The following is a 24,952-nucleotide window of genomic DNA, read 5'->3' on the forward strand; positions in this document are numbered from 1 at the left end:
AAAGCCATCCGGCCGTTTCTATTTCAGATGTTAACGGTTGGGTTTCTCCTCGCGCCGGACTCTTTTAATCGCCGACTGAAACAGTGATGAGCTCTCAGGGTGTTCCACAAATTCCTTGAACAGCCTATTGACCAGTCCGGTGTGAATTTGGTGATCTTTCAGAAAGGCTGCCATCGCCGCTTTGCGATCGCGTGACGGATAACCCAGTCGGATCGCGCAACGGGCGAGTTCGTCGGAAGAATCAGGCAAGGCATGCGTTTGCAGATCGTGGACCATTTGCAGCTTGTGTTCGACATTGCGCAAAAAGACATACGCGTTGGTCAGGCCTGCACATTCCGATTCCGAGAGTAGTCCATATCGCTTGAATCGTTCCAAGGCTCCAAGTGTATTGCGGTCCAGAATCGCTCGCCGGCGAGCCCCGTGGAGCATTTGCACGGCCTGAACTAAGAATTCAATCTCCCGAATGCCCCCGATACCCAGCTTGACGTTGCGGCGCTCATGCCCGCGGTCGGCCATCTTCTCGTCGATCATGGCTTTGATGCGTTTCACCTGTTCGATGATGTCCGATTGCCGGTCCGACCCCTTGAACGAGCCGAAGACGAATGGCCGTATCATCCGAAGGAAGTCTGCGCCGGTCGCTGCATCGCCGGCAATCGGCCACGCCTTCAGCATCGCCTGGCGTTCCCATCCCTGCCCGCGCGTTCGATAATACTGTTGATATCGCGCGAGCGATCCGGCCAGCGAGCCCACGGTACCTTCAGGACGCAGCCGAAGATCGACTCGGAAGACGGTCCCCTCGTGTGTGTGCTCGGTAAGGGCCCTCGTGAGGTCCCGGGCGAGGTATTCAAAATATTCTTCATTGGAGATCGAAGTGGCCTGTCGCTGTCCCTTGAATGGACGCGTGTACCCCTCGGAGGTATACACATAGATGAGATCGACGTCGGAGCTGTAGTTGAGCTCTCCCCCGCCGAGCTTGCCCATGCCGATGACCGCAAATCCCGTTGGGGTCCACTTCCCGGTTCGATCGCGATGCATTGGCTTCCCATACTGCCGCTGCAACTCGCTTTCGACAATCTCATAGGCGGCTTGAATGGTCACTGAAGCCAGATCGGACAGTGCGGCAGTCGTATCGGGCACCGAGGTCAGCCGCAGGAGGTCACCCACGCCGATTCGCAGCATCTCCCGTCGTTTGAACCGACGAAGCGCCTCGAGCTTTAATTCCAGGGCCGCCACATTTCTCAGCATGGCGGTCAGCGCGCGATGCAATTCGAGCCGGGAGGGCCGTCGTGTCAATACCTGCTCCTCAGCAAGCCAGTAGACCAGCAGCGCGTCACGGATGAGAGTTTGCGCCAGATAAGGACTATTGCCGAAGAGCGTGCACAGGAGATGCAACATACGGCGTGCGCTGGACAGATATTGGAGCACTTGAACGCGATTGCCCGCTGTCTGTAGAAACCGTTCCCAATGCGTTAGCGCTTGGTCCGGATCGGCCGTGTCTGCAACGGCATCAAGAAGATCGTAAAGAAGGCCCGCAAGTATTTGACGCGATCTTGGCTCACCGGCCATCGCCTGAATATTTGCATCGGCTCGCGCACAATCGGTGAATCCATATGGCGTCAGAATCGCGGAAACGGCATTCAGCTCCAAACGAGAGGCCAGCAGGAGCGGCTTAGGATCAGGCCTTTCCACCGCCGTCGTCCATAGCTGGTCCGGTGGCGATTGAGATTTCTGAGTCGGTCGTCGGGCCCGTTGCATGGGCGGGATTATACCGGGGGCGTCTACAAGGAACAATGTACCGCCTCCAGACAACGGCCGCCGTTTTCTGTATACTCGCAGAGTCATGACTTCGGAATCCCTGCTTCCGCTCGTTCAACCTTTCTGCGCCGACGTGGATGAGGAGATCATCCGTGACTTCCTGTCGCGCATGGATGACGAGTATTTGGCAGAATTTACGCCCGCTCACATCGCCGCCCATGTGAAACTCGCCGCACGCCTGGACCCCGATCATCCTTCACAAGCTGCCTGTACTCGTCGGGCAGATGGGTCCGTCGATCTGATCATTGTGGCGTATGACTACTTTTCTGAATTTGCCGTCATTTGCGGATTGCTGGCCTCCTTTGGTCTCGACATTCGGGAAGGACGAATTTTCACATCTACAGACCCCGTCACCGTACCCCCGGCGCGGCGCGACGCGCGCCCTCTTCGGTCTCGGGCCCCGCGCAAACCCGGCTTGGCACGGAAAAAGATTGTGGACGTCTTTCATGTCCAGCCCGTGCCAGGGACCATTTTTACGCCCAGGCATGAGGAGCAGCTCTCGCAGGAGTTGGAAAGCATGCTGCGCCTGCTTGATAGTCAGCGCTTTCAAGAGGCGCGACATCGTGTGAATCGGCGGCTCGTGGAGACGCTCGATCGGACACGCGGTCGATTTACGGGCCTGCTGCATCCGGTCCGCATCGATTTCGACAATGAGCAATCACCGACCGATACCGTGATCGACATTCGTTCGATCGATACGCCGGCCTTTCTCTATGCCTTTGCCAATGCCCTTGCCATGCGAGGCGTGTACATCCGAAAGGCGCGCTTTCAACAGGTGGGCGCCGAGTTGCATGATCGTTTTTTCGTGCGTGGTCGGCAAGGTCACAAAATTGAAGACCCGTCCGACCAGCAAGAACTCCGGCTGACAGCCACGTTTATCAAGCAATTCACTCATTTCCTGACCTGGGCCCCGGATCCCGCCAAAGCGCTCGACCACTTCGATCGCTTCCTTGACCAACTGCTGGAAGGCGGGCGAACGGGACGGGCTCTCGATTTTCTAAAAGAGCAAAAAACCTTAGCGACCCTCGCTCGTCTGCTCGGGACGAGCGATTTTTTATGGGAGGACTTTTTGCGGCGGCAGCACGCCAATCTCCTTCCGATGCTGGAAAGCTACCAACACCTTCCTTTGGTTCGGCCTAAGATGGAGATGGTCCGGGAACTTCGAAAACGGATTGCCTCGGTGCGCAGCGACGAGCAACGCCGCCGGGGGCTCAATCAATTCAAGGATGAGGAGATGTTTCGCATCGACATGAAGCATCTCCTGGATCCCCATTCGACTCTGGTGGACTTTTCACGAGGCCTGTCGGACCTGGCCGAAGTCGTGCTCGATCAAGCCATCCGAGACTGCCAGATAAAGCTCTCCCACCCATACGGCGCCGCTCGATTAGAAAACGGCAAGCCCTGCTCGTTTGCGGTCTTGGGCATCGGGAAATTCGGCGGACGTGAATTAGGCTATGCCTCCGATATTGAAGTGCTCTTCGTCTATGGAGGAGCCGGGACGACATCAGGTAAACAGCCCCTGGAGAACAGCGAGTACTTTGAGCGGTTGGCGCAGGAAATTCTCGGATGGATCGAAGCCAAACAAGAAGGCATTTTTCATTTGGATGTACGATTGCGCCCTCACGGCAGCAAAGGCTCGCTCGCGAACAGTGTGGCGGAGATCGAACGCTACTACAGCGCGGAAGGCCTGGCTGCGCCATTCGAGCGACAGGCGTTGATCAAATTACGGCACGTCGCGGGAGACGAGACATTAGGACATCGGGTCGAAGCACACCGCGACGCCTACGTCTATAGCAAGCAGCCATGGGACGTAGAGGCTGCGCTCGACCTCAGACGCCAGCAGGTGAAGGAGTTGGTTGAATCGAATCACGTCAACATCAAATACAGTCCCGGCGGCCTTATCGATATCGAATACGGCGTGCAATATTTGCAATTGCAGCATGCGCATCGGCATGCGGCGCTTCGCACGCAGAATACGTTGCTCGCATTGGAGGCGCTGGGTCAAAAGAAAGTGCTCCCCAAACAGAAGGTCCAGGCGCTCCATGAGGCCTATCTGTTTTTCCGTACTCTCATCGACGGCCTGCGCATTGTGCGGGGCCATGCCAAAGATCTCCTGCTTCCTCCGCGTGACTCCGAGGGATTTGTGTTTCTCGCGCGACGGGTCGGCTATACGACCGAAACGTGGGAGGAAGGCGCCAAGAAGCTGGACGCCGAAATCAAGCGGCACATGGGCGTCACTCGTCATTTCTTCGCGACGCGATTTGGCCCCATCGAACGATAGGTTCAAGGAGCCCCCTCTTCTCGGCCGTTATTCCCAATCTTGTCTCCGATGATCAACCGCGCTCCGGGCTTACGCGTGAGGTAATACCACGCCCATTCGAACATCACCCGAAGACGGTTACGGAAACCGATGAGAAAGAAAATATGCACGAAAGACCAGAGCACCCAAGCCAGCACTCCTACCGTTCGCAATCGCCCGATTTGAGCGACGGCGTGAGCCTTCCCGATCGTCGCCAACATGCCGCGGTCCTTATACACAAACGGCGGCCGGGCCCCCGAAGAGACCCGGTTAGCAATCAGGTTCGCCACATAACGTCCCTGCTGAATGGCAACCGGCGCAAGGGCCGGCAACGGCTGTCCGGAGGCATCGATCGCTCTCGCGGCATCTCCAATGACAAAGATGGAGGCGTCGCCGGCAATGGACAAATCTGCTTCGACGAGCGCCCTTCCCTGCTGATCCAGCGGAGTACCCAGCGTTTGCAATATGGGAGAGGCTTCGTTCCCCGCCGCCCAAATCACATTTGCCGTTTCGATGAACCGACCACCGGCTGACACGCCTCGCTCATTCACCTCAGTCACACGTGTATTAAGCCGAACGTCGACCCCAAGGTCGGCGAGCACGCCCGCCGCTTTGGCCGCCAGCGATTCGTCGAACCCCGCGAGTATACGGCCTCCAGCCTCGATTAACAGAATCTGTATGTCTGAAAATTGTATCAATGGGAAATCGGGCAGAATCGAGGCCCGTGCGATCTCTGCGATCGCCCCCGCCAATTCCACGCCGGTCGGGCCTCCTCCCACGATGACAAAGGTCAGGTATTTTTTCGCTTCCTGACTTTTCAGGACGCGTTCCGCGTGCTCAAATGACAGAAGCATGTGTTCACGAATGCTCAGGGCGTCCGCCAACGTCTTGAGTCCCGGCGCAAATCTTCCCCACTGCTCCTTTCCAAAGTACGAGTGACGTGAGCCCGGAGCGAGAATGACATAATCATACGGCACATCCGTGTCCGTCAGCCGGACGACTCGCTTCTCGCGATCGACTGCGAGGACCTGATTCATCAGGATACGGACATTTTGCTGTCGGTAAAAGATCGTCCGTAACGGCGACGCAATATCACCCGGAGACAAAGCCGCCGTGGCGACTTGATACAGGAGCGGCTGAAACAGGTGATGATTCGTGCGGTCAATGAGAACCACGTTCACGGGCGCGTTCCTGAGATACTGGGCGGCCGTGAGACCGCCGAAGCCACCCCCGACAATCACCACTTGTGACTTGATCGCCCCTCCCATCATTTTCCTCCCCATACCTCGCATAGTTGCGAAGCCCACTCGGCCGTCATCGGAACCACACAACGTCTTTCTTCCAACAGCGCAACGGGCCTACACGCTTTCGACCTTCGTCCCACCGGCTAAAGACATCATGTCCCAGGAAGGGACAGCCGTTCACTGGTGACAAGCGCCATATCATCAATCACCAAAGCCTTGTACCTCTTGGTCATGCGGCTAAATGGCTTGCAAGACAGAGTGGTGAGCATCGCTCATTGTGTTGGTGTTCGTCGTCTGAGCCCACATTGAACTGGCCTAACCTTTGCCTCCCTCCACAACATCTAAAGGACTCCGGTATGGAAGACAACACATTTTGGTCGCTCGCACTTTACTTTATTGCGGTACTGATCGTTGTCACCGGCATGGTAGGTCTCCCCCTGCTCCTCGGCGAACGACATTGGCGCAAGCCTGGTCGGCAGATTGAACGGGGAACGAACGAGCCGTACGAAGCGGGAATACTTCCGACCGGCACGGCTCGACTGCGACTGCCCGTCCAGTATTACCTCGCAGCCATGCTGTTTGTCGTCTTGGACGTCGAAGCGGCCTTTATCTATGCCTGGGCCATCGCAGTGCCGGAAAACGGATGGCTCGGATTCGCCGAGATGGCCGTGTTCATCGGCATCCTGCTCGCGGCGCTGGCGTACCTGTGGCGAGTCGGTGCCTTGGAATGGGGTGTGCAGTATCAGCGAGCAGACCAACGCGAACAGGAGAAGCGAGATGCGATGGTCGCGTAGCAAGACGACGGACGACCGACTGCTGGCCGGTTCAACGAACGACTATACCCGCTCAACGGTCGATGCCGTGCGAGAATCCGTGCTCCTCGCGCGTCTGCAAGACCTCATTGCATGGGGCCGAAAGAACTCACTCTGGCCGCTCAACTTCGGGCTGTCCTGCTGCTATGTCGAGATGGCGACGAGCATTACCAGCGCCTATGACATTGCCCGGTTCGGAGCCGAGGTCGTGCGCGGCTCACCCCGCCAAGCCGACGTCATGGTGGTATCCGGCACCGTCTTTATCAAGGTCGCCCCTGTCATCAAACAACTATACGAGCAGATGCTGGAGCCGCGCTGGGTCATCTCCATGGGTTCGTGCGCGAACTCGGGCGGAATGTTCGACGTGTATTCCGTCGTGCAAGGCGTCGACAAGTTCTTGCCCGTGGATGTCTACATGCCGGGCTGCCCCCCGCCGCCATATGCGTTTATGGAAGCGCTCCTGCTATTGCAGGAAAAGATCGGCAAAGAGCGACGGCCACTGAGTTGGATGTTCGGGCCCGCGGAGGTACAGCAACCGATCATGCCGTCGATGCGGGATCAAAAACAGCGCACACGGCAGCAAGCCACCGAATATCCTTCTATAGATCGCCTGCCCCTCACCGACGCCCTGTGGCGACGACCCGGGGAACGACGGCCTGGTGAACTCTCGCCCAATGAATGGAGAGCAGGCCGTGACTAGTTCGATCCGGGCTGAGGAACGGGGCGTCGTTGATGAATTGATGACGCGCTTCGGGGCAGATCGTTTTATGACCCAGTTGGGTCGGGACGGGATTCCGATTATCTGGGCGAGTCCGGACTTGGCAAAAGCCGTGCTGATCTATCTCAAGCGAGAGATTCCCCAGCCGTTTCGACTGCTCTTCGATCTCACCGTGATTGACGAGCGCGTTCGACAACATCGGGAAGGACAACCGCAGAGCGATTTCACGGTCGTTTACCACGTCCTGTCGTTTGAGCGAAATGCGGATATCCGTGTAAAAGTGCCGCTGTTCGGAAGCTCACCTTCTATCGCAAGCATTTCGGACCTGTGGGCAAATGCAAACTGGTACGAACGCGAGGCGTGGGACATGTTTGGAGTCCGCTTCGAGGGCCATCCGCACTTGCGCCGTCTGCTGATGCCGCCAGGCTGGAAAGGCCATCCGCTACGAAAGGAGCACCGGGCGCGAGCCACCGAGATGGGATGGTTCACGCTTCCCGAAGAGAAGAAGGAGGCCGAGCAGGAGGCCCTCCGATTCCGGCCAGAGGACTGGGGGCTGAGGACATCCGAGGACGGTCACTTCGACTACATGTTTTTGAACCTCGGCCCGGCGCATACGGGGACACACGGCGTCCTTCGCCTGGTCGCGCAACTGGAGGGTGAAGCGATCGTCGACATCGTCCCCGACATCGGATATCACCACCGCGCCAAGGAAAAGATGGCCGAACGCCAGACCTGGCATACCTACATTCCCTATACCGACCGAGTGGACTATCTCCAAGGCGTACTGAATGAGATGGGATACCTTCAATCGGTCGAAGCCTTAGCCTGCATCGAAGTGCCGGACCGCGTCAAGGTGATCAGAATCATGATGTCGGAGTTCTACCGCATCGCCAATCACTTGGTCTGGTACGGGACTTTCTCCCAAGACGTCGGCGCCCTCTCTCCCGTATTTTATATGTTCAATGATCGTGAGCGGATTCACCATATTGCCGAAGCGGTGTGTGGCGCCCGCATGCATCCCAACTGGTTTAGGATCGGCGGCGTGGCGAACGATCTCCCCGAAGGCTGGGAGTACCTCGTCCGACAATTCATTGAGTATTTTCCCAAACGACTGGACGAGTACGACGACCTGGTGATGCACAATCCGGTCTTCCAGGCCAGGACGGTCGGGATCGGCGCCTATACCTTAGACGACGCAATCGAATGGGGCGTCACAGGACCGGGTCTTCGTGCCTGCGGATTTCGTTGGGATCTGCGCAAGCAGCGCCCCTATTCAGGCTACGAATGTTTCGATTTCGACGTGCCGATCGCCCACAAGGGCGACTGCTATGACCGCGCCATTGTTCGCACGGAAGAGATGCGACAATCGCTGCGGATCATCGAGCAGTGTCTCAAGGAAATGCCCGCAGGAACCTACAAGGCGCTCCATCCGCTCGCGACTCCGCCGATCAAGGAACGAACGATGCATGACATCGAAACCCTGATCACACATTTCATCGGAGTGAGTTGGGGACCGGTCATGCCGGCAGGGGAAGCAGGCGTACAGATCGAAGGAGCGAAGGGACAGGTCTGCTATTACCTCACGAGTGACGGCAGCGAAACGCCGTACCGAACTCGGATTCGCACGCCGTCGTTTCCTCACATTCAGATGGTGCCATTCATCTCGCGTGGCGAACTCCTTTCGGATCTACTCGCCATTTTAGGCAGCGTCGATTTTGTCTTGTCGGATGTGGACCGGTGAAGACGACGGAATGTTGGGCAGAGTAACAGATACGAGGTCATGAAATGCTCACCGAGATCGAACGGCAAGAGATAGAACGAGAGCTGGTGCACTATCCGGATAAGCGAGCCGCCTGCGTGGACGCCCTGAAGATCGTCCAGCGTCACCGCCGGTGGGTCTCGGATGAAGACTTGAAGAGTCTGGCTGCATTATTGGACATGACCCCCGACGAACTCGATGGCGTCGCGACGTTCTATAACCTGATTTTCCGCAAGCCGGTTGGCCGCCATGTCGTGTTTCTGTGTAACAGCATCTCGTGTTGGATCATGGGGTACGAGCGTCTTCACGATCAGGTGAAGAGAAGGCTCGGCATCGACTATGGGCAGACGACGCCCGATCAACGCTTTACCCTTCTTCCTATCGTTTGTTTAGGGGCGTGCGATCATGCTCCCGTGATGATGGTCGATGAGGACCTGCACCACAACGTCACACCGGATCGCATTAACGTCGTGCTTCAGCGGTACCAATAGAACCATGAGAACCATGCCACGTCTGAATGACACCGATCGTCCGTTGACCCATCGTATTGCGTCGCTTGACGAGCCGCTGTGGATCGCCGACTACGAGAAGACCGGCGGATACGAGGCCGTGCGCAAGGCGCTCCGAACCCTATCGCCTTTAGATGTGCAAAAGCTTGTGACCGAGTCGCATCTACGTGGACGTGGCGGTGCAGGCTTTCCTACCGGCAAGAAGTGGAGCTTCGTCCCGATGGGATCGAATGCGCCCCGGCCGAAGTATCTCGTCGTCAATGCCGATGAGATGGAGCCCGGCACATTCAAGGACCGTTTTCTTCTCGAAGGCGACCCGCACCAGATGATCGAGAGTATGATCGTGGCCGCGTATGCCCTCGAAGCGGATGCCGGGTACATTTTTTTGCGCCAGGAGTACTATCTGGCGGCTCGTCGGCTGACCCGCGCGATCGCGGAAGCCCAGGAGCGCGGCTTTCTCGGCCGCCACATTCTGGGGTCGGATTTCAGTTTCGACGTCCACCTGCACACGAGCGCCGGGCGCTATATCTGCGGGGAAGAAACCGCACTGCTCAACGCACTCGAGGGCAAGCGCGCCATCCCGCGAGCGAAGCCGCCGTACCCGCAGGTCTCAGGACTCTGGGGAAAGCCGACCGTCGTGCAAAATGTCGAAACCCTCTACTACGTCCCGCACATCGTGCTCCACGGCGTCGAGTGGTATCGCAGCCTGGGTCTCGGCAAGGAGGGCGGCACCAAGCTGTACGGGGTAAGTGGACAGGTGAATCAGCCGGGCCTCTGGGAGCTCCCGATGGGTACGACGATCAGAGAGATTCTTGACGTCCATGCGGGCGGCATGCGACCCGGGCATCGCTTTCGGGGGCTCCTGCCGGGAGGCGCTTCAACGGCGTTTCTCACAGGCGACCATCTCGATCTGCAGATGGATTTCGATTCCATACAGGCGGGCGGAAGCCGCATGGGCACCGGCACGATGATCGTGCTCGATGATCACACCTGTCCGGTGGGCTTCATGCTAAACCTCGAACAGTTTTTCGCGCAGGAGTCGTGCGGCTGGTGCACACCGTGTCGCGAAGGTCTCTCGTGGGTCGGCCTGATTCTCAAAAGCCTCGAACAGGGACGCGGTACCGAATCCGACCTCGATGTCCTTCTAATGCACACCAAATTTTTGGGTCCCGGGAATACGTTCTGTGCGCTTGCGCCAGGCGCCATGGACCCGTTGGCCAGCGCCTTGACGTATTTTCAGGGAGATTTCAAGCGGCACGTCCGTGAGCAGCGGTGCCCGTGGCAGAAGGGGCATCCTCTCCATCTGCTCGACACCAGAGAAAAGGCTGCGAGCTAAGGTACAGGACCCGATATGGCAACAATCTCGATCAACGAGAAACCTTACGAGGCGAATGACGGGCAGAATCTCCTCGCGGTCTGCCTCTCACTTGGTTTTAACGTCCCGTACTTCTGCTGGCATCCGGCCCTGGGGTCCGTCGGGGCATGCCGACAGTGTGCGGTGAAACAGTTTCAGGACGACAAAGATACGGCCGGTCGCCTGGTGATGTCCTGCATGACGCCGCCAAGTGACGGCACGCGTATTTCCATCGACGACCCCGAAGCGAAGGCGTTCCGGCAGAGCGTGATTGAATGGCTGATGGCGAACCATCCGCACGATTGTCCGGTGTGTGACGAGGGTGGCGAGTGTCACCTGCAGGACATGACAGTCCTGACCGGCCACGCCTATCGCCGCTTCCACTTCCCCAAGCGCACGTTCCGCAATCAATACCTGGGGCCTTTCATCAAGCACGACATGAACCGCTGCATCGAATGCTATCGCTGCGCGCGGTTTTACCGCGATTACGCCGGGGGTCGTGATTTCGACGTCTTTGCGTCCCACAACCACGTGTATTTCGGACGGCACGAGGACGGCGTGCTCGAGAACGAATTTAGCGGAAATCTCATCGAGGTGTGTCCAACCGGCGTGTTCAACGACAACACGCAGCTCCATCACTACACGAGAAAGTGGGATCTTCAGTCCGCGCCGTCGATCTGCACGCACTGCGGCGTGGGCTGCAATACGACGCCAGGCGAGCGGTACGGAATCATAAGGCGAATCACAAACCGATACAACAGCCAAGTCAATGGCTACTTCCTGTGCGATCGCGGCCGCTTCGGCTATGAATTCGTCAATGCCCGGGAGCGCATTCGTCATCCGTCACTCAAGCCTGAACGCGGCGCTGCCGCCGTTCGCGTCTCGAAAGACGAGGCACTGAGACACGCCACCGTCCGGATCAACTCCGATCGGATGATCGGAATCGGCTCCCCGCGCGCTTCTTTGGAAGGGAACTTCGCGCTTCGGACGCTGGTCGGGCCCGCCCGTTTCTGCACGGGGCTCTCCCGTGCGGAGCAGCGGCTGCTTAAAACGACGGTTGACATCATTCGAAATAGCGCGACGCCGGTCGCCTCGATTGCCGATATCGAACAGGCCGACGCGGTACTCGTCCTCGGCGAAGACGTGTTGAACACCGCGCCGCGGATGGCCCTCGCACTGCTGCAGTCGATACGCCAACAGCCGCTCGCGCTAGTCGACGAACTCGGAATTCCTCAGTGGCACGATGCGGCCGTACGTGAAGCCACGCATGGCCGGAAGGGTCCGCTCTTCATCGCCGGCTACCATAGAACCTGGCTGAATGACTTCGCGACCGACACATTCAACACGACTCCCGACGAGACGGCACGGTTCGGGTTTGCCGTGGCCCATGAACTGGACCCGGCAGCCGCCCCTGTGTCCGACCTTTCGGGGACGACGCGTGCCGCTGCGCGACGTGTGGCTGATGCACTGCGAGAAGCCGCTCGACCGGTCGTTCTGTCCGGAATCGGCAGCGCCAGTGAAGGCGTGCTGCACTCGACGGCAAACGTCGCGTGGGCCTTACACCGGTTGAACGCCGCCACGCGCGTCGCCTATGCCGTCCCGCATCCGAACAGCGTAGGAGTCGCATTGATTGATGGGCTTAGCCTCGAGGATGCCTGCGAAATGGTCGATGCCGATCACACACTCATGATTCTCGAAAACGATGTGCTTCGGCAGTCCAACAAGGCGATCTCCACCATTCTACGTTGCGCTGCCGACGTCGTCGTCCTCGATCATCTCGAAAGCGAGACGACGGGGCATGCAGACGTGGTCTTCCCGGCCTCGACATTCGCAGAAGGTGATGGCACGTTCGTCAACTACGAAGGACGTGCCCAACGCTTCTATCAAGTCTTCGTCCCACAGGACGAGGTCCAAGAAAGCTGGCGCTGGATACGTGAGATCGCGGCGGCGTTCGGAAGGCCGTTACCCTGGCAAAATGTGGACGATGTCGTAAGGGCACTCTCACGCGAGATTCCGACCTTCGCCGACCTGCCGAGCGTGGCCCCGCCGGCGGGCATCCGCTTCCTTGGTGCAAAAATTCCCCGGCAGCCCGAGCGCTACAGCGGCCGCACTGCGATCTTCGCCCAGCAGACCCTGCATGAGCCGAAACCGCCCGATGATCCGGACTCGCCACTCGCGTTTTCCATGGAAGGCTATCGCGGACCCGTGCCATTGCCGTTGATCCCTCAATTCATCGCACCGGGCTGGCATTCGAATCAGGCATTGACGAAATTCCTCGGGGAAATACCAGGCCCGTTAAGCAAGGAAGTCTCCGGCGTAATGCTGATTCGCCCTCATGGCAATGGCAGGCCATACTTCACACGTGTTCCGGCCGCCTTCCATCGCCGTGCTGAGCAATGGCTCGTCCTCCCGATTTATCACGTATTCGGTAGCGAGGAACTCAGTGCACGTTCGCCGGCTGTACGGGAGCGTATTCCAGCGCCGTACCTCCTACTCAATGCCGAGGACGCGAAAGGCCACGGACTCGAGGAGGGACGGCTGGCCACAGTAAGCGTGAACGGCTGGACTTATCGGCTCCCTATCAGGATTTCTGCGCCCTTTCCACATGGTGCTGCCGGCGTACCGATCCTGGATACCTGGGAACGACCGCCGATCCCGGGATGGGGAAACATGTCCATGGTGGAGGACTAATGGAACCCATGTTGTCTCAACTATTCATGATTGCGTGTGTGCTGGGCGGCGTGTTGACGCTCAGCGCAATGGCGATCTGGATGGAACGCCGGTTACTGGGCATCTGGCAGGAACGCTTCGGGCCTAATCGCGTCGGCCCGTTCGGCGTCTTACAGTCGGTGGCCGACATGATCAAGATTTTCACCAAGGAGGATTGGATACCGCCCTTCGCAGACAAACCGGTGTTCATCCTCGCGCCGACGGTCGTGATTATCACAACGCTCTTGTCTTTCGCGGTGGTGCCGTTCGCCCCGGGCATGGCCGTTGCGAATCTCAACATCGGGCTGTTGTTTTTCCTCGCCATGTCCTCGCTTGCCGCCTACAGTGTGGTCCTCGGCGGATGGGCATCGAACAGTAAATACCCGTTCCTCGGTGCCATGCGCGCCACGGCGCAGTTGCTGAGTTATGAGGTCTTCATGGGGTTGGCGCTTATGGGGGTGGTCATTCTCGCCGGGAGCTTCAATTTGCGGGAGATCGTCGAGGCTCAGCGAGGCGGGTGGTTTATCATCCCCCAAGCTATCGGGTTCGTCATCTTTCTGATCGCCGGCCTGGCGGAGACTCATCGGGCACCGTTCGATATCCCGGAAGCAGAGACCGAATTGGTCGCCGGCTACCATGCCGAGTATTCGGGGATGAAATTCGGGATGTTTTTCGTCGGGGAATATGCGGGCGTTATTTTGATCTCCGCGATGATCACCGTGTTGTTTTTCGGCGGATGGCAGGGCCCCTGGCTTCCACCGTTCATCTGGTTCCTCCTGAAGACCCTGGCGTTCATGGCGTTGATCTTCTTGATTCGTGCTACGCTTCCGAGGCTCCGGTTCGATCAATTTCTCTCGCTCGGTTGGAAACTGCTGCTCCCGCTCACGCTCGTCAATATTCTTATTACGGGAGCGCTTGTATTAGCTAATGGACCAAAGGCGGGGCGGATATGAGATGGCTTCGCGCGGTTGCGGCATTGTTGAAGGGGCTCTGGATCGTCGCGAAACGCACGGTTCAACGACCGATCACTGTCCAGTATCCCGATGAGAAACCGTATCTGCCCCCTCGGTTTCGCGGCCGGATCGTGCTCACCCGCGACCCCGATGGGAAGGAACGGTGCGTCGCGTGTTATCTGTGCGCAGCGGCATGCCCGGTAGACTGTATCGCGCTTCAGGCTACCGAGGACCTCGACGAGCACGATCGCCGGTATCCGGCCTTCTTTCGCATTAACTTTTCACGCTGTATTTATTGCGGCCACTGTGAAGAGGCCTGTCCGACGTATGCGATCCAACTGATACCCGATGTCGAGATGAGCGAGTACCGGCGGCAGAACATGGTCTACGAGAAGGAGCATTTGCTCATCAGCGGGCAAGGCAAATATCCGGGCTACAATTTTTATCGAGTGGCCGGGGTCCGAATCGGAGGGAAGGACAAGGGAGAATCCGAGAATGAAGCGCCGCCGGTGGACGTGCACAGCCTGCTGCCGTGAAGAGAACACGGTGAGGCGATCGGCGGTGACTAATCACTCCGGAGGGTGCCGAATGCCTCGAGCTGAACGCTGAAGTTTGTGATGGAAATCGTATTCTATATCTCAGCCGCCGTAGCCGTAGTCGCGACTCTCCGCGTCGTCACCCATGCCGACCCCGTGCATGCACTCCTCTACTTGACCGTGTCGCTGTTGGCCGTGGCCCTCATCTTTGTCATATTGGGCGCCCCGTTCATCGGCGCGTTAGAGGTGATCCTCTACGCCGGCGCTATCATGGTGCTTTTTATCTTCGTCGTCATGATGCTGAACCTCGGTCCACAAACGATCCGACAGGAACAGCGGTGGATCGAGCCGAGGGTGTGGCGAGGGCCCGTTTTCCTCTCGGTTCTCTTGTTGATCGAACTGGCCTATCTTTTCGTTATCGACCGTGGCGAGTATTCCACGAGCAGGACCGTCGTGAACCCGAACCAGGTCAGCATCAGCCTGTATGGACCTTATTTGATCGGGGTAGAGCTGGCGTCACTGCTGCTATTGCCGGGATTGATCGGGGCGTACCACTTGGGAAGACGCTTGAGAAAGGCTTAGCCGGATGTTGACCAAGGGTCCAGGGTTCGAACCGAGGATGCCATGACGACACATGCCCTGTTGCTCGCCGGGATCCTGTTTGCCCTCGGGTTGGTGGGTCTGCTCGTTCGGCGCAATTTGATCTTCATCCTGATGTCTGTCGAGATCATGGTCAACGCGGCCGGCCTCGCGTTCATCGCTGCCGGCGCCCGATGGTCTCAACCGGACGGGCAAGTGATGTTCATCTTTATTCTGACCCTGGCGGCGGCGGAAGTGTCCATCGCCTTGGCGCTCCTATTGCAACTGTATTATCGGTTTAAAACGCTGGATATGGATAGCGCGAGCACGATGCATGGATAACATGTTTGGTCTGTTGTGGCTGATTCCGGCGCTCCCACTCGCCGGATTCGTGATTCTGACGGTTCTCGCCGATCGGCTGACACGGCCAACGGTCACGTGGGTAGGCGTCGGCTCGGTGGCTGCATCGGCGGCCGTCACGGTGCTCATCGCCGCCGCCTTTCTCACTGCGCCTCCGGCCGGGAACTCCTATAGCCAGACAATCTGGACCTGGATGAACACGTCGGGATTCAGCCCGACGGTCGGCTTTCACCTGGACGCGCTCTCGTTAGTGATGATAGTCGTCATCACGTTCGTCGGATTCTTGATTCATCTCTATTCCTCGGAATTCATGAGGGAGGACGAAGGCTATCGCCGCTTCTTCTCGTATATGAATCTCTTCGTCGCCTCGATGTTGATCCTGGTTCTCGCCGACAATCTGCTGTTGCTCTATCTCGGGTGGGAAGGCGTGGGGCTGTGCAGCTATCTTCTGATCGGGTTCTGGTATACCGATCCCGGCAACGTGCGGGCTGCACAGAAAGCATTCATCGTCACCCGCATAGGAGATACGGCGTTTGCGATCGGACTGTTTCTGCTGTTCTCAACCCTCGGCACCCTGCACATACAAGATCTTCTAACGCGCGCAATACACGAATGGCCCGCGGGTGCGGTGCCGGCAATCGCTGCTGCCGCGCTTCTGCTCGGGGGAGCGGTGGGTAAATCGGCCCAGCTTCCGCTTCAGACTTGGCTGCCGGATGCCATGGCAGGCCCGACGCCGGTCAGCGCATTGATTCATGCCGCCACTATGGTAACAGCTGGTGTGTACCTCATCGCGCGCCTCCACACGTTGTATGAACTGGCCCCGTCCGTGCAGTTTGCGGTCGGCATCATTGGAGCCCTCACGCTTCTCCTCGCCGCATTCAGTGCCCTCGTGCAACGAGACATCAAGCGCGTCCTCGCCTATTCGACGATCAGCCAAATCGGGTATATGTTCCTGGCCTTGGGCGTCGGCGCGTGGTCGGCTGCCCTGTTTCACTTCATGACCCATGCGTGTTTCAAGGCGCTGCTCTTCTTGGGAGCCGGCGCGATCATCCTCGCACTGCATCATGAGCATGATATTTTTCGGATGGGAGGACTTCGTCGCCATCTGCCGTTGACGTTTGGGACCTTTGTGATCGGCGCGGCATCGCTGGCAGGACTGCCGCTGGTTACGGCCGGCTTTTATAGCAAGGATTTGATCTTGTGGGAGACCTGGGCATCGACACAGGGCAGCACGTGGCTATGGGCAGCCGGCCTGCTCGGCGCATTCATCACGGCGCTCTATAGCTTCCGTCTGGTCTTTTATGTCTTCTTCGGCGATATCAAGACGTTCCCGCATGGCCGTCCTGGGTTCGCAATGCGGCTCCCGCTGTTGGCATTGGCCGCGCTGTCTCTTGGAGCCGGTTTGCTCGAGACGCCGCCGAGCCTGGGCGGCGTCTCGCTCTTCAGTCGTTTGATGGACACGGTCTTGCCGTCGACCTCACTGCGTGAACAAGCGCTTGACTCAGAAGTCAGTGTGCAAGTCACGGTGATGGTTGCCGCTGTGCTCGGGATCCTCGTGGCCTATGCCGTGTTCTTGCACCGGCCGGACCGGGCAGATCGCTTCTCCAATACTCGAACAGGCGCCGCCCTTTCACGTTTGTGGTTTCAAGGGTGGTGGTTCGATCGAATCTACCATCTTCTCTTCGTCCGCCCGTTTCTGTGGCTTGCTGAGATCAATCGCAACGACGTGATCGATCGTCTCTATAGGGGCCTCGCTGCATTACACCGCTTTGCCTCTAACGTGCTCGGCGCGACACAGACGGGCCGCGTACGCTGGTACGCCGCCACGATGGCCGGGGGAGCGGTGGTGATGATCGCGCTCGCTCTATTTGCGTAGATGTATGGCGCTTATTTGGCTCATCCTTATTCCATTGCTGGCGGGCCCACTCGCGTGGCTGTCGGAGCGACGGGGCGCGGTGTGGCCGCGCGTTATTTCGGGGATCGCCTTAGCGGTCGACCTCGCACTCGGGCTCTACCTCTGGCTTCCCGCAACGGACGGGGCTGCAGTGGAAAGTCCTATCTGGCATGCCGAATGGACATCCAGCTGGATTCCCCGCTGGGGAATCACCGCTCATCTCGCGCTCGATGGACTGAGCCTTCTCCTGATCGTCCTGAGCGGATTTCTCGGCTTGGTCGCCGTCGTATCCTCATGGACGGAGATTCAGGAAAGAGTGGGCTTCTTTCACTGTAATCTCCTGTGGGTCGTCGCCGGCACCATCGGCGTGTTTCTCGCGATGGATCTCTTTCTGTTTTTTGTGTTTTGGGAGGTCATGCTAATCCCGATGTATCTGCTGATCAACATTTGGGGACACGAGAACCGCACGTATGCGGCCATGAAATTCTTTCTCTTCACCCAAGGCGGGAGCCTGTTGCTGCTCGTGGCCATCGTGGCCCTCGCCTGGCTTCACTTTCAGCAGACGCATAGGCTCACGTTCGAGTACACGGAACTTCTTCACACGCCCCTTAATCCGACGACAGCCATGTTATTGATGCTCGGCTTCTTCGCCGCCTTTGCCGTGAAACTGCCTGCTGTCCCCTTCCATTCCTGGCTCCCTGACGCACATACGGAGGCGCCGACCGGGGGCAGCGTGCTCTTGGCCGGGCTTCTCTTGAAAACCGGCGCGTATGGCCTGCTGCGATTTACCATTCCTCTGTTTCCCGACGCCGCGTTCTCATTCGCGCCCATCGCCATGACAATGGGGGTAGCCGGAATTTTGTACGGTGCGATCCTGGCATTTGCCCAAACCGATCTGAAGCGCCTCGTTGCCTATAGCAGCGTCAGCCATCTAGGATTCGTTCTGCTCGGCATCTTTGCTTGGAATCGCTTGGCTCTCCAGGGCGCCGTCATGCAAATGCTCGCGCACGGTGTGAGCACAGGCGCCCTGTTCATGCTGGCCGGCGCGCTCCAAGAGAGACTCCATACCCGCGATATGGGCCGGATGGGGGGCTTATGGGCGTCAGTTCCCAAGATGGCGGCGATTGCCCTGTTTTTTACCATCGCGTCATTGGGATTGCCCGGCCTCGGCAACTTCGTGGGTGAATTTCTCGTGTTGCTCGGGACATTCCGCGTCACCGTGACGGGAACGGTCTTCGCGACCGTCGGCATCGTAGCCGCGACGATCTATGCGTTGGCGTTGATGCAACGAACGTTTTATGGCCCTGTGTCCGCGACCGTCCCGATTCCGGACCTGTCGAGGCCGGCCATCACGACGCTGGCAGTCATGATGGCGGTGCAGGTGTGGTTGGGCGTCGCACCGCAACCCGTGCTCGGACTCGCCGAGTCGGTCATCGAGCGTCTCGAGTCATCGCTCGCGCCGTCTGCGACAGCGAGTACAAGGTAATCTATGTCGAGACAAGACCTCATCGCCCTGCTGCCCCTCCTCGTCCTCTCGATCGGCGCCGTAACCGCCATGCTTATCACCGCCTTCTTCCGCCGACACGGTGCTGTAGCCGCATTGTCGTTGGCGGCGTACGGGCTCGCCTTCGCCTCACTGCCTGTTGCGGCCACCGTCGCCCCGCGCTCCGTCATGGCCTTGCTGATTGTAGATGGCTATGGGCTTTTTTACATGGGGCTGACGCTGCTGGGAACGGTGTTCGTCACCGCCCTCGCGTACAGCTACTTTGAAGAGCAGGCCCATCATGAGGAACAGGTCGAGGAATTCTATGTGTTGCTGTTGCTCGCATCGCTCGGCGCAAACGTGCTGGTGATCGCCACCCACTTCGTCTCGCTGTTTCTCGGGTTGGAACTCGTCGGCGTGTCGCTGTACACGCTGATCGGCTACTTCCGGCATCGTCGGAGGCCAATAGAAGCGGCCCTCAAGTATCTCGTCCTGTCCGCCGCGGCCTCTGCATTTCTCATTTTCGGCATGGCCTTGATTTACTTCGACATGGGCACGATGGAGTTCTCCGGCATCGGCGCGGAGCTTCGCAGGGAGAATGTGAACGCATCCCTGTTTGTCATCGGAACCGTCATGATCCTGACCGCCATGGGGTTCAAGCTTGCGCTCGTGCCGTTTCATATGTGGACGCCGGACGTCTATGAAGGCGCCCCCGCTCCCGTCACCGCCTTTGTCGCTACCGTGTCGAAGGGTGCCGTATTGGCCCTCCTATTCCGCTATTTCATGCAAGTGGATGGGCTTCATTACCCACCGTTGTGGTTCATGTTGAGCGGCATGGCGGCATTATCCATGATAGCGGGCAACCTCCTGGCCCTTTTTCAACAGAACGTCAAGCGGCTGTTGGCCTACTCGTCGATCGCACAGCTGGGCTACCTGCTCGTTGCATTCCTCGCCACGGGACCGATATCTGTGGAAGCCGTGAGCTTTTATTTGGTGGCCTATTTCATCTCGACGCTTGGCGCGTTCGGTGTCGTCTCCACCCTTACGGCTGAGCCGGTGCGCAGGGGCGAGACACGAGACGCGGATAGGATCGAGGACTACCGGGGGCTGTTCTGGCGACGGCCTTGGCTGGGTGCAAGCTTGACCCTCATGCTCCTCTCGTTGGCCGGTATTCCTTTGACGGTTGGGTTCCTGGGAAAGTTCTATGCGATTGCGGCCGGCGTTCAATCGTCACTCTGGTTCCTGATCATCCTGCTTGTAGCCAATAGCGTGATTGGGCTGTTCTATTACTTGCGCATCGTGGTCGCCATGGCCATGACGGTTGCGCAGCCGGGCTTCTTCCCCCGACCACTCGCAGGACATCAGCCGTCAAACTTGGCCGCGGTCTTCTCGGTGACCATCCTCACCCTGTTGCTCATTGGCGTAGGCCTGTACCCGGATACGCTCATCCGCCTGATTCAGACCATGATGCTTTCCTGACTCGCCTTGAGAGTCTCGCAGTCCGTTCTTCCTTCATCGTCGCGATAGCCGTCGCTGGAGGAACCGGCGGGCGCTGCGATGGGGCCGCCGTAATCATATACTTACGTCCTCGTCTAGGTGTGCCGGCTGAATCCTCCCACCAAATTGCTCCGGAATGCTTGATCCGTTTTGACCGCTGTGCTGCGGTTCTCTATGGCCGTGGTCATGCGGGAGCGATCGGGTCCCCCGCTGTTGGGTTTGGCCAGCCGTCACGACACACCGTCTTTTCCTTTCATAACCTGTGGTAATAGGCCGATGTAGAGGATTCGAGAGGGCGACCATATGGTGGGGATAACCCGTCCATGAGCAAGATGCGGATCGGCGAAGCGATGGTCTGCTGCGGCGGCTGCGCGACATCGGGTAGACCTTCGAGTGGCTACCCCAGGACGTCTCGAACGCCATGGGTGCCCGGCTGCACCGGAACCGTAATGCGGGCACGCGTACCGTGAGGAGAGACCGGGATGACGTCCAACTGACCGCCAACGAGGTTCAGACGCTCTCGAATGCTGAACAACCCAAAGCCTCCGCCCTGTCTCTGCGTGCTGTGCGCAGCATCGAATCCCCTGCCGTGATCTTCGACGACGATCTCCACGTGATGACCAGAACGATTGAGGGCTATTGTCGCTTCCGATGTTTGCGCATGTTTGATGACATTCCACAGTAATTCCTGAACGGCCTGATAGGTGACGATCAGCACGTCATCAGCTAAACCTTCCGGGTTGCCTAACACGTTGAACGATACCATCAGCCCATGGCGTCGCATCTTGTCGGCAACCCAGTTCAGAGTGTCTCTGACGTCGTTGCCATAGCCATGCAGAGGCGGATGAAGATCGGCGGTCACGGTTCTTGCCGCCGTTAGCGCTTCATCGAGAATCGCCGTCACTTGTTTCAGCGCCGGCCGTTCCGTCTCGATCTCTTTCGCTCTCTCAATGGCTTCAAGCCGCATGAGGCAGACCGCCAGCAATTGCGCGAGATTGTCATGAATAGCCGTGGCTAACCGCCTACGTTCCCGATCCTCTGCAAGCTGAGTTCTGTCGCCAGCGAGCGCAATTGTTGCGTCAGACGCGCTTTCGTCTGTTGTGCACCAACCTCTTCCGTAACGTCTTCGGCGACAATGTTAATGCCAATAATCTCACCGCCTGGTGTCCGAATCGGAAAACAACTATCTCGAAACGTATGTGGTTCTCCGGGACACGCCAAAGTCTCTCCCGTGATTTCAAGTGCGACCACAGGCTCTCCGGTTTCCAGAACTTTCAGAAGGAGAGGCTCCACTTGGTCCGCTAGGTGTGGCACCATCTCGCGCACTGTGCGGCCAATGTGACTGACCGCCGGCAGTCCGTTCATATCCGCCAAGCGGTCGTTGATGCGACTGAAGCGAAGATCGGTGTCGAGGACACATAACCCAATCGGCGCCGTCGCGTAAATCGTCTCAAGCTCGGCTAAACGTTTGACCGCCACGTCTTCGCGGTGTTGTAATTCAGTGGCTTGACGCGAGATTGTCGCTTCCGTCCTCTTGCGATCGCTGATGTCCCGGAACAAGATAAGCAGCCCAGGTTGGAGGGGGTAGGCCTCGTGTTCAAGCCATTGATCACGGTCCGCATAGTAAAATTCGAATCGTGTTGCTTCACGCCTCTTCATTGCGCGCTGCAATTCTCGATACACGGACGTCTCGACCATATACGGAAATTCGTCCCACATATGGCGGCCAAGTACGCTGTCTGCGCGTCGTCCCATGAACTTCTGCGCCTGAGGATTGACGTATAGATATCGCCATTGCTCGTCCATGAAGACGAAGGCGTCCGACATGGAGTCGACGATGTGTAGGAGTTGAAACTCAGAGAGTCGTGTCGGGCCCCCTGGTGCCACCATAGCTCACCCGAAGAATTACAACGGTACGTCTATGCGGAGATGAAGACAATAGGTGCGGTCGCAGCCATGATGTCAGGGAATAACACCTGTGCATCTATGGCACTTCTCAGGCGGGCTGTTCATACTGTATCAGTGCAAGTCTGCAATATTAGTCTGCGCACGACATCACTCGGGGACAGGAATAGCACAGCGGTCAAATATCGAGCGTTGGCTTCAACCGGATGACGATCGCAGTGATGAGGCGCTGCACAATGAAAAGTCCATAGATGGCTCCGTTGCCCTATCGATAAGGGGAACTTCTCTCTGCATCGGCTTGTAAGTGGGTTCCTTCGCCGCAGGCACACTGCCGAGCTTTTCTCTCTCGACTGATAGCTCGCTCCGTCATACCGAGACATCATAGGGCGGGATGGGCTGATACACGAGAGTTGCATGCCCATGTTACATGGTTAGGCACTAACCCATAGCGTAGGGAGACTCATAGATGGCGATCAATCTATTACAGGACAAGGGCACGCCGATTGAGAAACAGACTTTTACATGGAAGGACATGGTTCAGAAACCGATTAGTAAGCTCAACGATGATGCCTTCACACGCGTGCGCATCATTCTGATGAACGGCATTGAGGCCGAAGCCTTGCGGTTTTCACATTCATGCGCGCGTATGAACAATGACCTTCAACTGTCTCTCGCAAAGGTCCGTCGCAGCGAGCAGCACCAGGCCACGATGGTCAATTGGCTGCTTCCAGCCGACCAGTCTCCCTTAGAAACCACCATCGGGTATGAACAGGTGGCAATCGAGGTGACGGCGTCACTGGCGCAGAACGAACCGGATCCTTACATCGCACAGGTCTTACGGTTTGGATTGCTCGAAGACTTCGATCACTTGTATCGGTATACCGCCCTGATGGATCGCTTAGAAGGGAAAGATGCAAACAATATCTTGCAGTGCTATACGGATATTCTGCCGGGCCGACCGACGGTCGATGAGCATCGTGCGCCTGAGGATGACCTGCGCGATCACTACGATTGCCGACGCGCGGCACCGGTGACAAAACTCAATGCCTTAACGATCATGTCAGGCGAGCAGCAGACGCACAATTATTATATGAACATCGGTCCCCTCTTTGCGGACCCCGTCGCCCGACAATTATATGCGGAGATTGCCTCCATCGAAGAACAGCATGTCACCCAGTATGAATCCATCATCGATCCGACGGAGACCTGGCTGGAAAAGTGGGTGCTGCATGAGGCTCAGGAAGTCTACAACTATTACAGTTGTATGGTGCAGGAGAGCAACCCTCGCATTAAAGCCATTTGGGAACGCTTTCTGGATTATGAACTGGGGCATTTGAACTACGCGATGGAGGCATTTAAGAACATGGAACGCCGCGACCCCGCGGAGATACTCTCTGCTGAACTCCCCGAGCCAATTGCCTACAAAAGCCAACGGGACTTTGTCCGAATGGTCCTCAACCAGGAGGTGGATTTGCGGGCAAACGGGACACAGTTTGTGGACAAAGCGCAGGAGCCTGAGCGATCCCTGAAGTATCGGCGACAACTGAATTCGGAAGGGTCGCCCAGTCAGACCGCGGCGGCCGGCTATCGATGGGCTCCGGGGACAGAACTGACGCAGAAAGTCCCAGGTCAAAAGATGAAGGAGGCGGTATGACACATCCGACGGATCTTGGAATGAATCGAACGGGTATCGACCTGTCTCCAATCCATGCGCAAGAGCTTATTGCAGCCGCGCGCGCCACACGCCCGAGCTCTGAGGGGGACGAGCGGACCCTCGCTGCGTATCGCAGTCGTGACATACAGGTGGCCGAGCCAATCGGGACGGTGCCTGTCCCTGGGACACTAAAAGGTGTGACGCAGACTGTCATGCAGAAGCTCACCGGGAAGAGACCCGAAGTGCTGATTGATAAACTCGGTGAGCGACTAGCGTTTGAGCGCACCGGAACGAGGCTCTATGATGCGTTTCTCAACAAATGTCAGACAAGAACAGGCGAGGCGCATTCACTTCCCTTGGACACGCTTCACACCTTCCGCGATGAGGAAGCCCGGCATTTCGGCCTCATCTGGGACGTCATGCGTGACCTGGGAGCGGACCCGACAGCCCAAACTCCTTGTGCGGACACGAGCGGCGTGGCGTCGATGGGCTTGCTACAGGTCATCACCGATCCCAGGACGTCAGTCGACCAAAGCTTGCACGCGATCCATATTGCCGAGCTGGCGGACCACGACGGGTGGGAGATGTTGATCACCCTCACAAGCGACCTAGGGTTAGAGGATGTCGCGCGTCAGTTCAGGCAGGCGTATGCTGAAGAACAACGCCATCTTCAAACCATCCGTGACCTCATGACGACATGCATAAGGACTGAAGCCGGGATGATATAACATCAAGGACTATTGTTTACGCCGGGCAGAAGCATCATGCATTGCTACCAGGGCATTGAAGCGAGCCGTGTTGCGCTGGCGATTTTGCTGACCGGGGCAGCTACGTCCCTGACGGCGTGTGTAATAGGGAAACCAAGCTGCCAA

The 24,952-nt window shown here is 57.9% G+C and carries 20 protein-coding genes; 16 read left to right on the top strand and 4 right to left on the bottom strand.

The annotated features are described in order from the left end of the window. Positions 1-30 precede the first annotated feature (30 nt). Positions 31-1,755, bottom strand: coding sequence for a [protein-PII] uridylyltransferase family protein (locus ACWHYZ_RS13790; protein ID WP_447983265.1), 1,725 nt, complete (start codon positions 1,753-1,755; stop codon positions 31-33). Positions 1,756-1,840: 85 nt separating this feature from the next. Between ACWHYZ_RS13790 and ACWHYZ_RS13795 the strand changes: the two genes are divergently transcribed. Further along, positions 1,841-4,096, top strand: a complete 2,256-nt coding sequence (locus ACWHYZ_RS13795) for a [protein-PII] uridylyltransferase family protein (protein ID WP_447983266.1) — start codon at positions 1,841-1,843, stop codon at positions 4,094-4,096. A gap of 2 nt (positions 4,097-4,098) precedes the next feature. On the opposite strand, the gene ACWHYZ_RS13800 is transcribed toward ACWHYZ_RS13795, so the two are convergent. Further along, the gene (locus tag ACWHYZ_RS13800) at positions 4,099-5,397 is read right to left on the bottom strand and encodes an NAD(P)/FAD-dependent oxidoreductase (protein WP_447983267.1); all 1,299 of its coding nucleotides are present in this window, start codon (positions 5,395-5,397) and stop codon (positions 4,099-4,101) included. A gap of 317 nt (positions 5,398-5,714) precedes the next feature. On the opposite strand from ACWHYZ_RS13800, the gene ACWHYZ_RS13805 reads away from it, so the two are divergent. From ACWHYZ_RS13805 to ACWHYZ_RS13865, 13 genes are all read left to right on the top strand, one after another. Next, positions 5,715-6,152: an NADH-quinone oxidoreductase subunit A gene (locus tag ACWHYZ_RS13805; RefSeq protein WP_447983268.1), complete on the top strand. Its 438-nt coding sequence runs from the start codon at positions 5,715-5,717 to the stop codon at positions 6,150-6,152. Continuing rightward, a complete protein-coding gene (locus tag ACWHYZ_RS13810) occupies positions 6,136-6,870 on the top strand; it encodes an NADH-quinone oxidoreductase subunit B (protein ID WP_447983269.1) in 735 nt (244 codons plus the stop codon). The genes ACWHYZ_RS13805 and ACWHYZ_RS13810 overlap by 17 nt, the downstream gene beginning before the upstream one ends. Further along, positions 6,845-8,629 carry an NADH-quinone oxidoreductase subunit C/D gene (gene nuoC, locus ACWHYZ_RS13815; protein ID WP_447987585.1) on the top strand — a complete coding sequence of 595 codons (1,785 nt, stop codon included), beginning with the start codon at positions 6,845-6,847 and terminating at the stop codon, positions 8,627-8,629. Before ACWHYZ_RS13810 ends, nuoC begins: the two co-directional genes overlap by 26 nt. A gap of 44 nt (positions 8,630-8,673) precedes the next feature. Beyond that, complete coding sequence (gene nuoE, locus ACWHYZ_RS13820) at positions 8,674-9,138, top strand: NADH-quinone oxidoreductase subunit NuoE (RefSeq protein ID WP_447983270.1); 465 nt, start codon at positions 8,674-8,676, stop codon at positions 9,136-9,138. A 13-nt stretch (positions 9,139-9,151) separates the two neighbouring features. Beyond that, entirely contained in the window at positions 9,152-10,492 is a 1,341-nt protein-coding gene (gene nuoF, locus ACWHYZ_RS13825; protein WP_447983271.1) for an NADH-quinone oxidoreductase subunit NuoF, read from the top strand. A gap of 15 nt (positions 10,493-10,507) precedes the next feature. After that, a complete protein-coding gene (gene nuoG / locus ACWHYZ_RS13830) occupies positions 10,508-13,201 on the top strand; it encodes an NADH-quinone oxidoreductase subunit NuoG (protein ID WP_447983272.1) in 2,694 nt (897 codons plus the stop codon). Then, a complete protein-coding gene (gene nuoH / locus ACWHYZ_RS13835; RefSeq protein WP_447983273.1) occupies positions 13,201-14,172 on the top strand; it encodes an NADH-quinone oxidoreductase subunit NuoH in 972 nt (323 codons plus the stop codon). The genes nuoG and nuoH overlap by 1 nt, the downstream gene beginning before the upstream one ends. Continuing rightward, on the top strand, positions 14,169-14,708 hold the full coding sequence (gene nuoI, locus ACWHYZ_RS13840) for an NADH-quinone oxidoreductase subunit NuoI (protein ID WP_447983274.1): 540 nt from the start codon (positions 14,169-14,171) through the stop codon (positions 14,706-14,708). Before nuoH ends, nuoI begins: the two co-directional genes overlap by 4 nt. An 81-nt stretch (positions 14,709-14,789) precedes the next feature. Then, the gene (gene nuoJ, locus ACWHYZ_RS13845; protein WP_447983275.1) at positions 14,790-15,290 is read left to right on the top strand and encodes an NADH-quinone oxidoreductase subunit J; all 501 of its coding nucleotides are present in this window, start codon (positions 14,790-14,792) and stop codon (positions 15,288-15,290) included. A gap of 42 nt (positions 15,291-15,332) precedes the next feature. Further along, complete coding sequence (nuoK, locus tag ACWHYZ_RS13850; protein WP_447983276.1) at positions 15,333-15,629, top strand: NADH-quinone oxidoreductase subunit NuoK; 297 nt, start codon at positions 15,333-15,335, stop codon at positions 15,627-15,629. Between the two features lies 1 nt (position 15,630). Next, positions 15,631-17,523 carry an NADH-quinone oxidoreductase subunit L gene (nuoL, locus tag ACWHYZ_RS13855; protein WP_447987586.1) on the top strand — a complete coding sequence of 631 codons (1,893 nt, stop codon included), beginning with the start codon at positions 15,631-15,633 and terminating at the stop codon, positions 17,521-17,523. A 4-nt stretch (positions 17,524-17,527) separates the two neighbouring features. Beyond that, positions 17,528-19,027 (top strand): NADH-quinone oxidoreductase subunit M, encoded by a 1,500-nt coding sequence (nuoM, locus tag ACWHYZ_RS13860; protein ID WP_447983277.1) that lies wholly within the window; start codon positions 17,528-17,530, stop codon positions 19,025-19,027. A 3-nt stretch (positions 19,028-19,030) separates the two neighbouring features. After that, positions 19,031-20,503, top strand: coding sequence for an NADH-quinone oxidoreductase subunit N (locus ACWHYZ_RS13865; RefSeq protein WP_447983278.1), 1,473 nt, complete (start codon positions 19,031-19,033; stop codon positions 20,501-20,503). A 415-nt stretch (positions 20,504-20,918) separates the two neighbouring features. Here the strand turns inward: ACWHYZ_RS13865 and ACWHYZ_RS13870 are convergent, their stop codons facing one another. Both ACWHYZ_RS13870 and ACWHYZ_RS13875 read right to left on the bottom strand, forming a co-directional pair. Beyond that, entirely contained in the window at positions 20,919-21,506 is a 588-nt protein-coding gene (locus ACWHYZ_RS13870; RefSeq protein WP_447983279.1) for a sensor histidine kinase, read from the bottom strand. Positions 21,507-21,535: 29 nt separating this feature from the next. Continuing rightward, positions 21,536-22,411, bottom strand: coding sequence for a PAS domain-containing protein (locus tag ACWHYZ_RS13875; RefSeq protein ID WP_447983280.1), 876 nt, complete (start codon positions 22,409-22,411; stop codon positions 21,536-21,538). Positions 22,412-22,892: 481 nt separating this feature from the next. On the opposite strand from ACWHYZ_RS13875, the gene ACWHYZ_RS13880 reads away from it, so the two are divergent. Together ACWHYZ_RS13880 and ACWHYZ_RS13885 are read left to right on the top strand one after the other, a co-directional pair. Continuing rightward, positions 22,893-24,080: a hypothetical protein gene (locus ACWHYZ_RS13880; protein ID WP_447983281.1), complete on the top strand. Its 1,188-nt coding sequence runs from the start codon at positions 22,893-22,895 to the stop codon at positions 24,078-24,080. Continuing rightward, on the top strand, positions 24,077-24,808 hold the full coding sequence (locus ACWHYZ_RS13885) for a ferritin Dps family protein (RefSeq protein WP_447983282.1): 732 nt from the start codon (positions 24,077-24,079) through the stop codon (positions 24,806-24,808). The genes ACWHYZ_RS13880 and ACWHYZ_RS13885 overlap by 4 nt, the downstream gene beginning before the upstream one ends. Positions 24,809-24,952 lie beyond the last annotated feature (144 nt).

The organism is Nitrospira sp. Nam74, assembly GCF_965152615.1.

Bases quoted from the DNA above. Each gene is read 5' to 3' on its own strand.
- nuoK (WP_447983276.1), top strand. From the start codon at position 15,333: ATGACGACACATGCCCTGTTGCTCGCCGGGATCCTGTTTGCCCTCGGG.
- ACWHYZ_RS13795 (WP_447983266.1), top strand. From the start codon at position 1,841: ATGACTTCGGAATCCCTGCTTCCGCTCGTTCAACCTTTCTGCGCCGAC.
- ACWHYZ_RS13800 (WP_447983267.1), bottom strand. From the start codon at position 5,397: ATGGGGAGGAAAATGATGGGAGGGGCGATCAAGTCACAAGTGGTGATT.
- ACWHYZ_RS13880 (WP_447983281.1), top strand. From the start codon at position 22,893: ATGGCGATCAATCTATTACAGGACAAGGGCACGCCGATTGAGAAACAG.
- ACWHYZ_RS13810 (WP_447983269.1), top strand. From the start codon at position 6,136: ATGCGATGGTCGCGTAGCAAGACGACGGACGACCGACTGCTGGCCGGT.
- nuoE (WP_447983270.1), top strand. From the start codon at position 8,674: ATGCTCACCGAGATCGAACGGCAAGAGATAGAACGAGAGCTGGTGCAC.
- nuoI (WP_447983274.1), top strand. From the start codon at position 14,169: ATGAGATGGCTTCGCGCGGTTGCGGCATTGTTGAAGGGGCTCTGGATC.
- nuoC (WP_447987585.1), top strand. From the start codon at position 6,845: ATGAATGGAGAGCAGGCCGTGACTAGTTCGATCCGGGCTGAGGAACGG.
- nuoM (WP_447983277.1), top strand. From the start codon at position 17,528: ATGGCGCTTATTTGGCTCATCCTTATTCCATTGCTGGCGGGCCCACTC.
- nuoG (WP_447983272.1), top strand. From the start codon at position 10,508: ATGGCAACAATCTCGATCAACGAGAAACCTTACGAGGCGAATGACGGG.
- nuoJ (WP_447983275.1), top strand. From the start codon at position 14,790: ATGGAAATCGTATTCTATATCTCAGCCGCCGTAGCCGTAGTCGCGACT.
- ACWHYZ_RS13875 (WP_447983280.1), bottom strand. From the start codon at position 22,411: ATGGTGGCACCAGGGGGCCCGACACGACTCTCTGAGTTTCAACTCCTA.
- ACWHYZ_RS13885 (WP_447983282.1), top strand. From the start codon at position 24,077: ATGACACATCCGACGGATCTTGGAATGAATCGAACGGGTATCGACCTG.
- nuoF (WP_447983271.1), top strand. From the start codon at position 9,152: ATGCCACGTCTGAATGACACCGATCGTCCGTTGACCCATCGTATTGCG.
- nuoH (WP_447983273.1), top strand. From the start codon at position 13,201: ATGGAACCCATGTTGTCTCAACTATTCATGATTGCGTGTGTGCTGGGC.
- ACWHYZ_RS13865 (WP_447983278.1), top strand. From the start codon at position 19,031: ATGTCGAGACAAGACCTCATCGCCCTGCTGCCCCTCCTCGTCCTCTCG.
- ACWHYZ_RS13790 (WP_447983265.1), bottom strand. From the start codon at position 1,755: ATGCAACGGGCCCGACGACCGACTCAGAAATCTCAATCGCCACCGGAC.
- nuoL (WP_447987586.1), top strand. From the start codon at position 15,631: ATGTTTGGTCTGTTGTGGCTGATTCCGGCGCTCCCACTCGCCGGATTC.
- ACWHYZ_RS13805 (WP_447983268.1), top strand. From the start codon at position 5,715: ATGGAAGACAACACATTTTGGTCGCTCGCACTTTACTTTATTGCGGTA.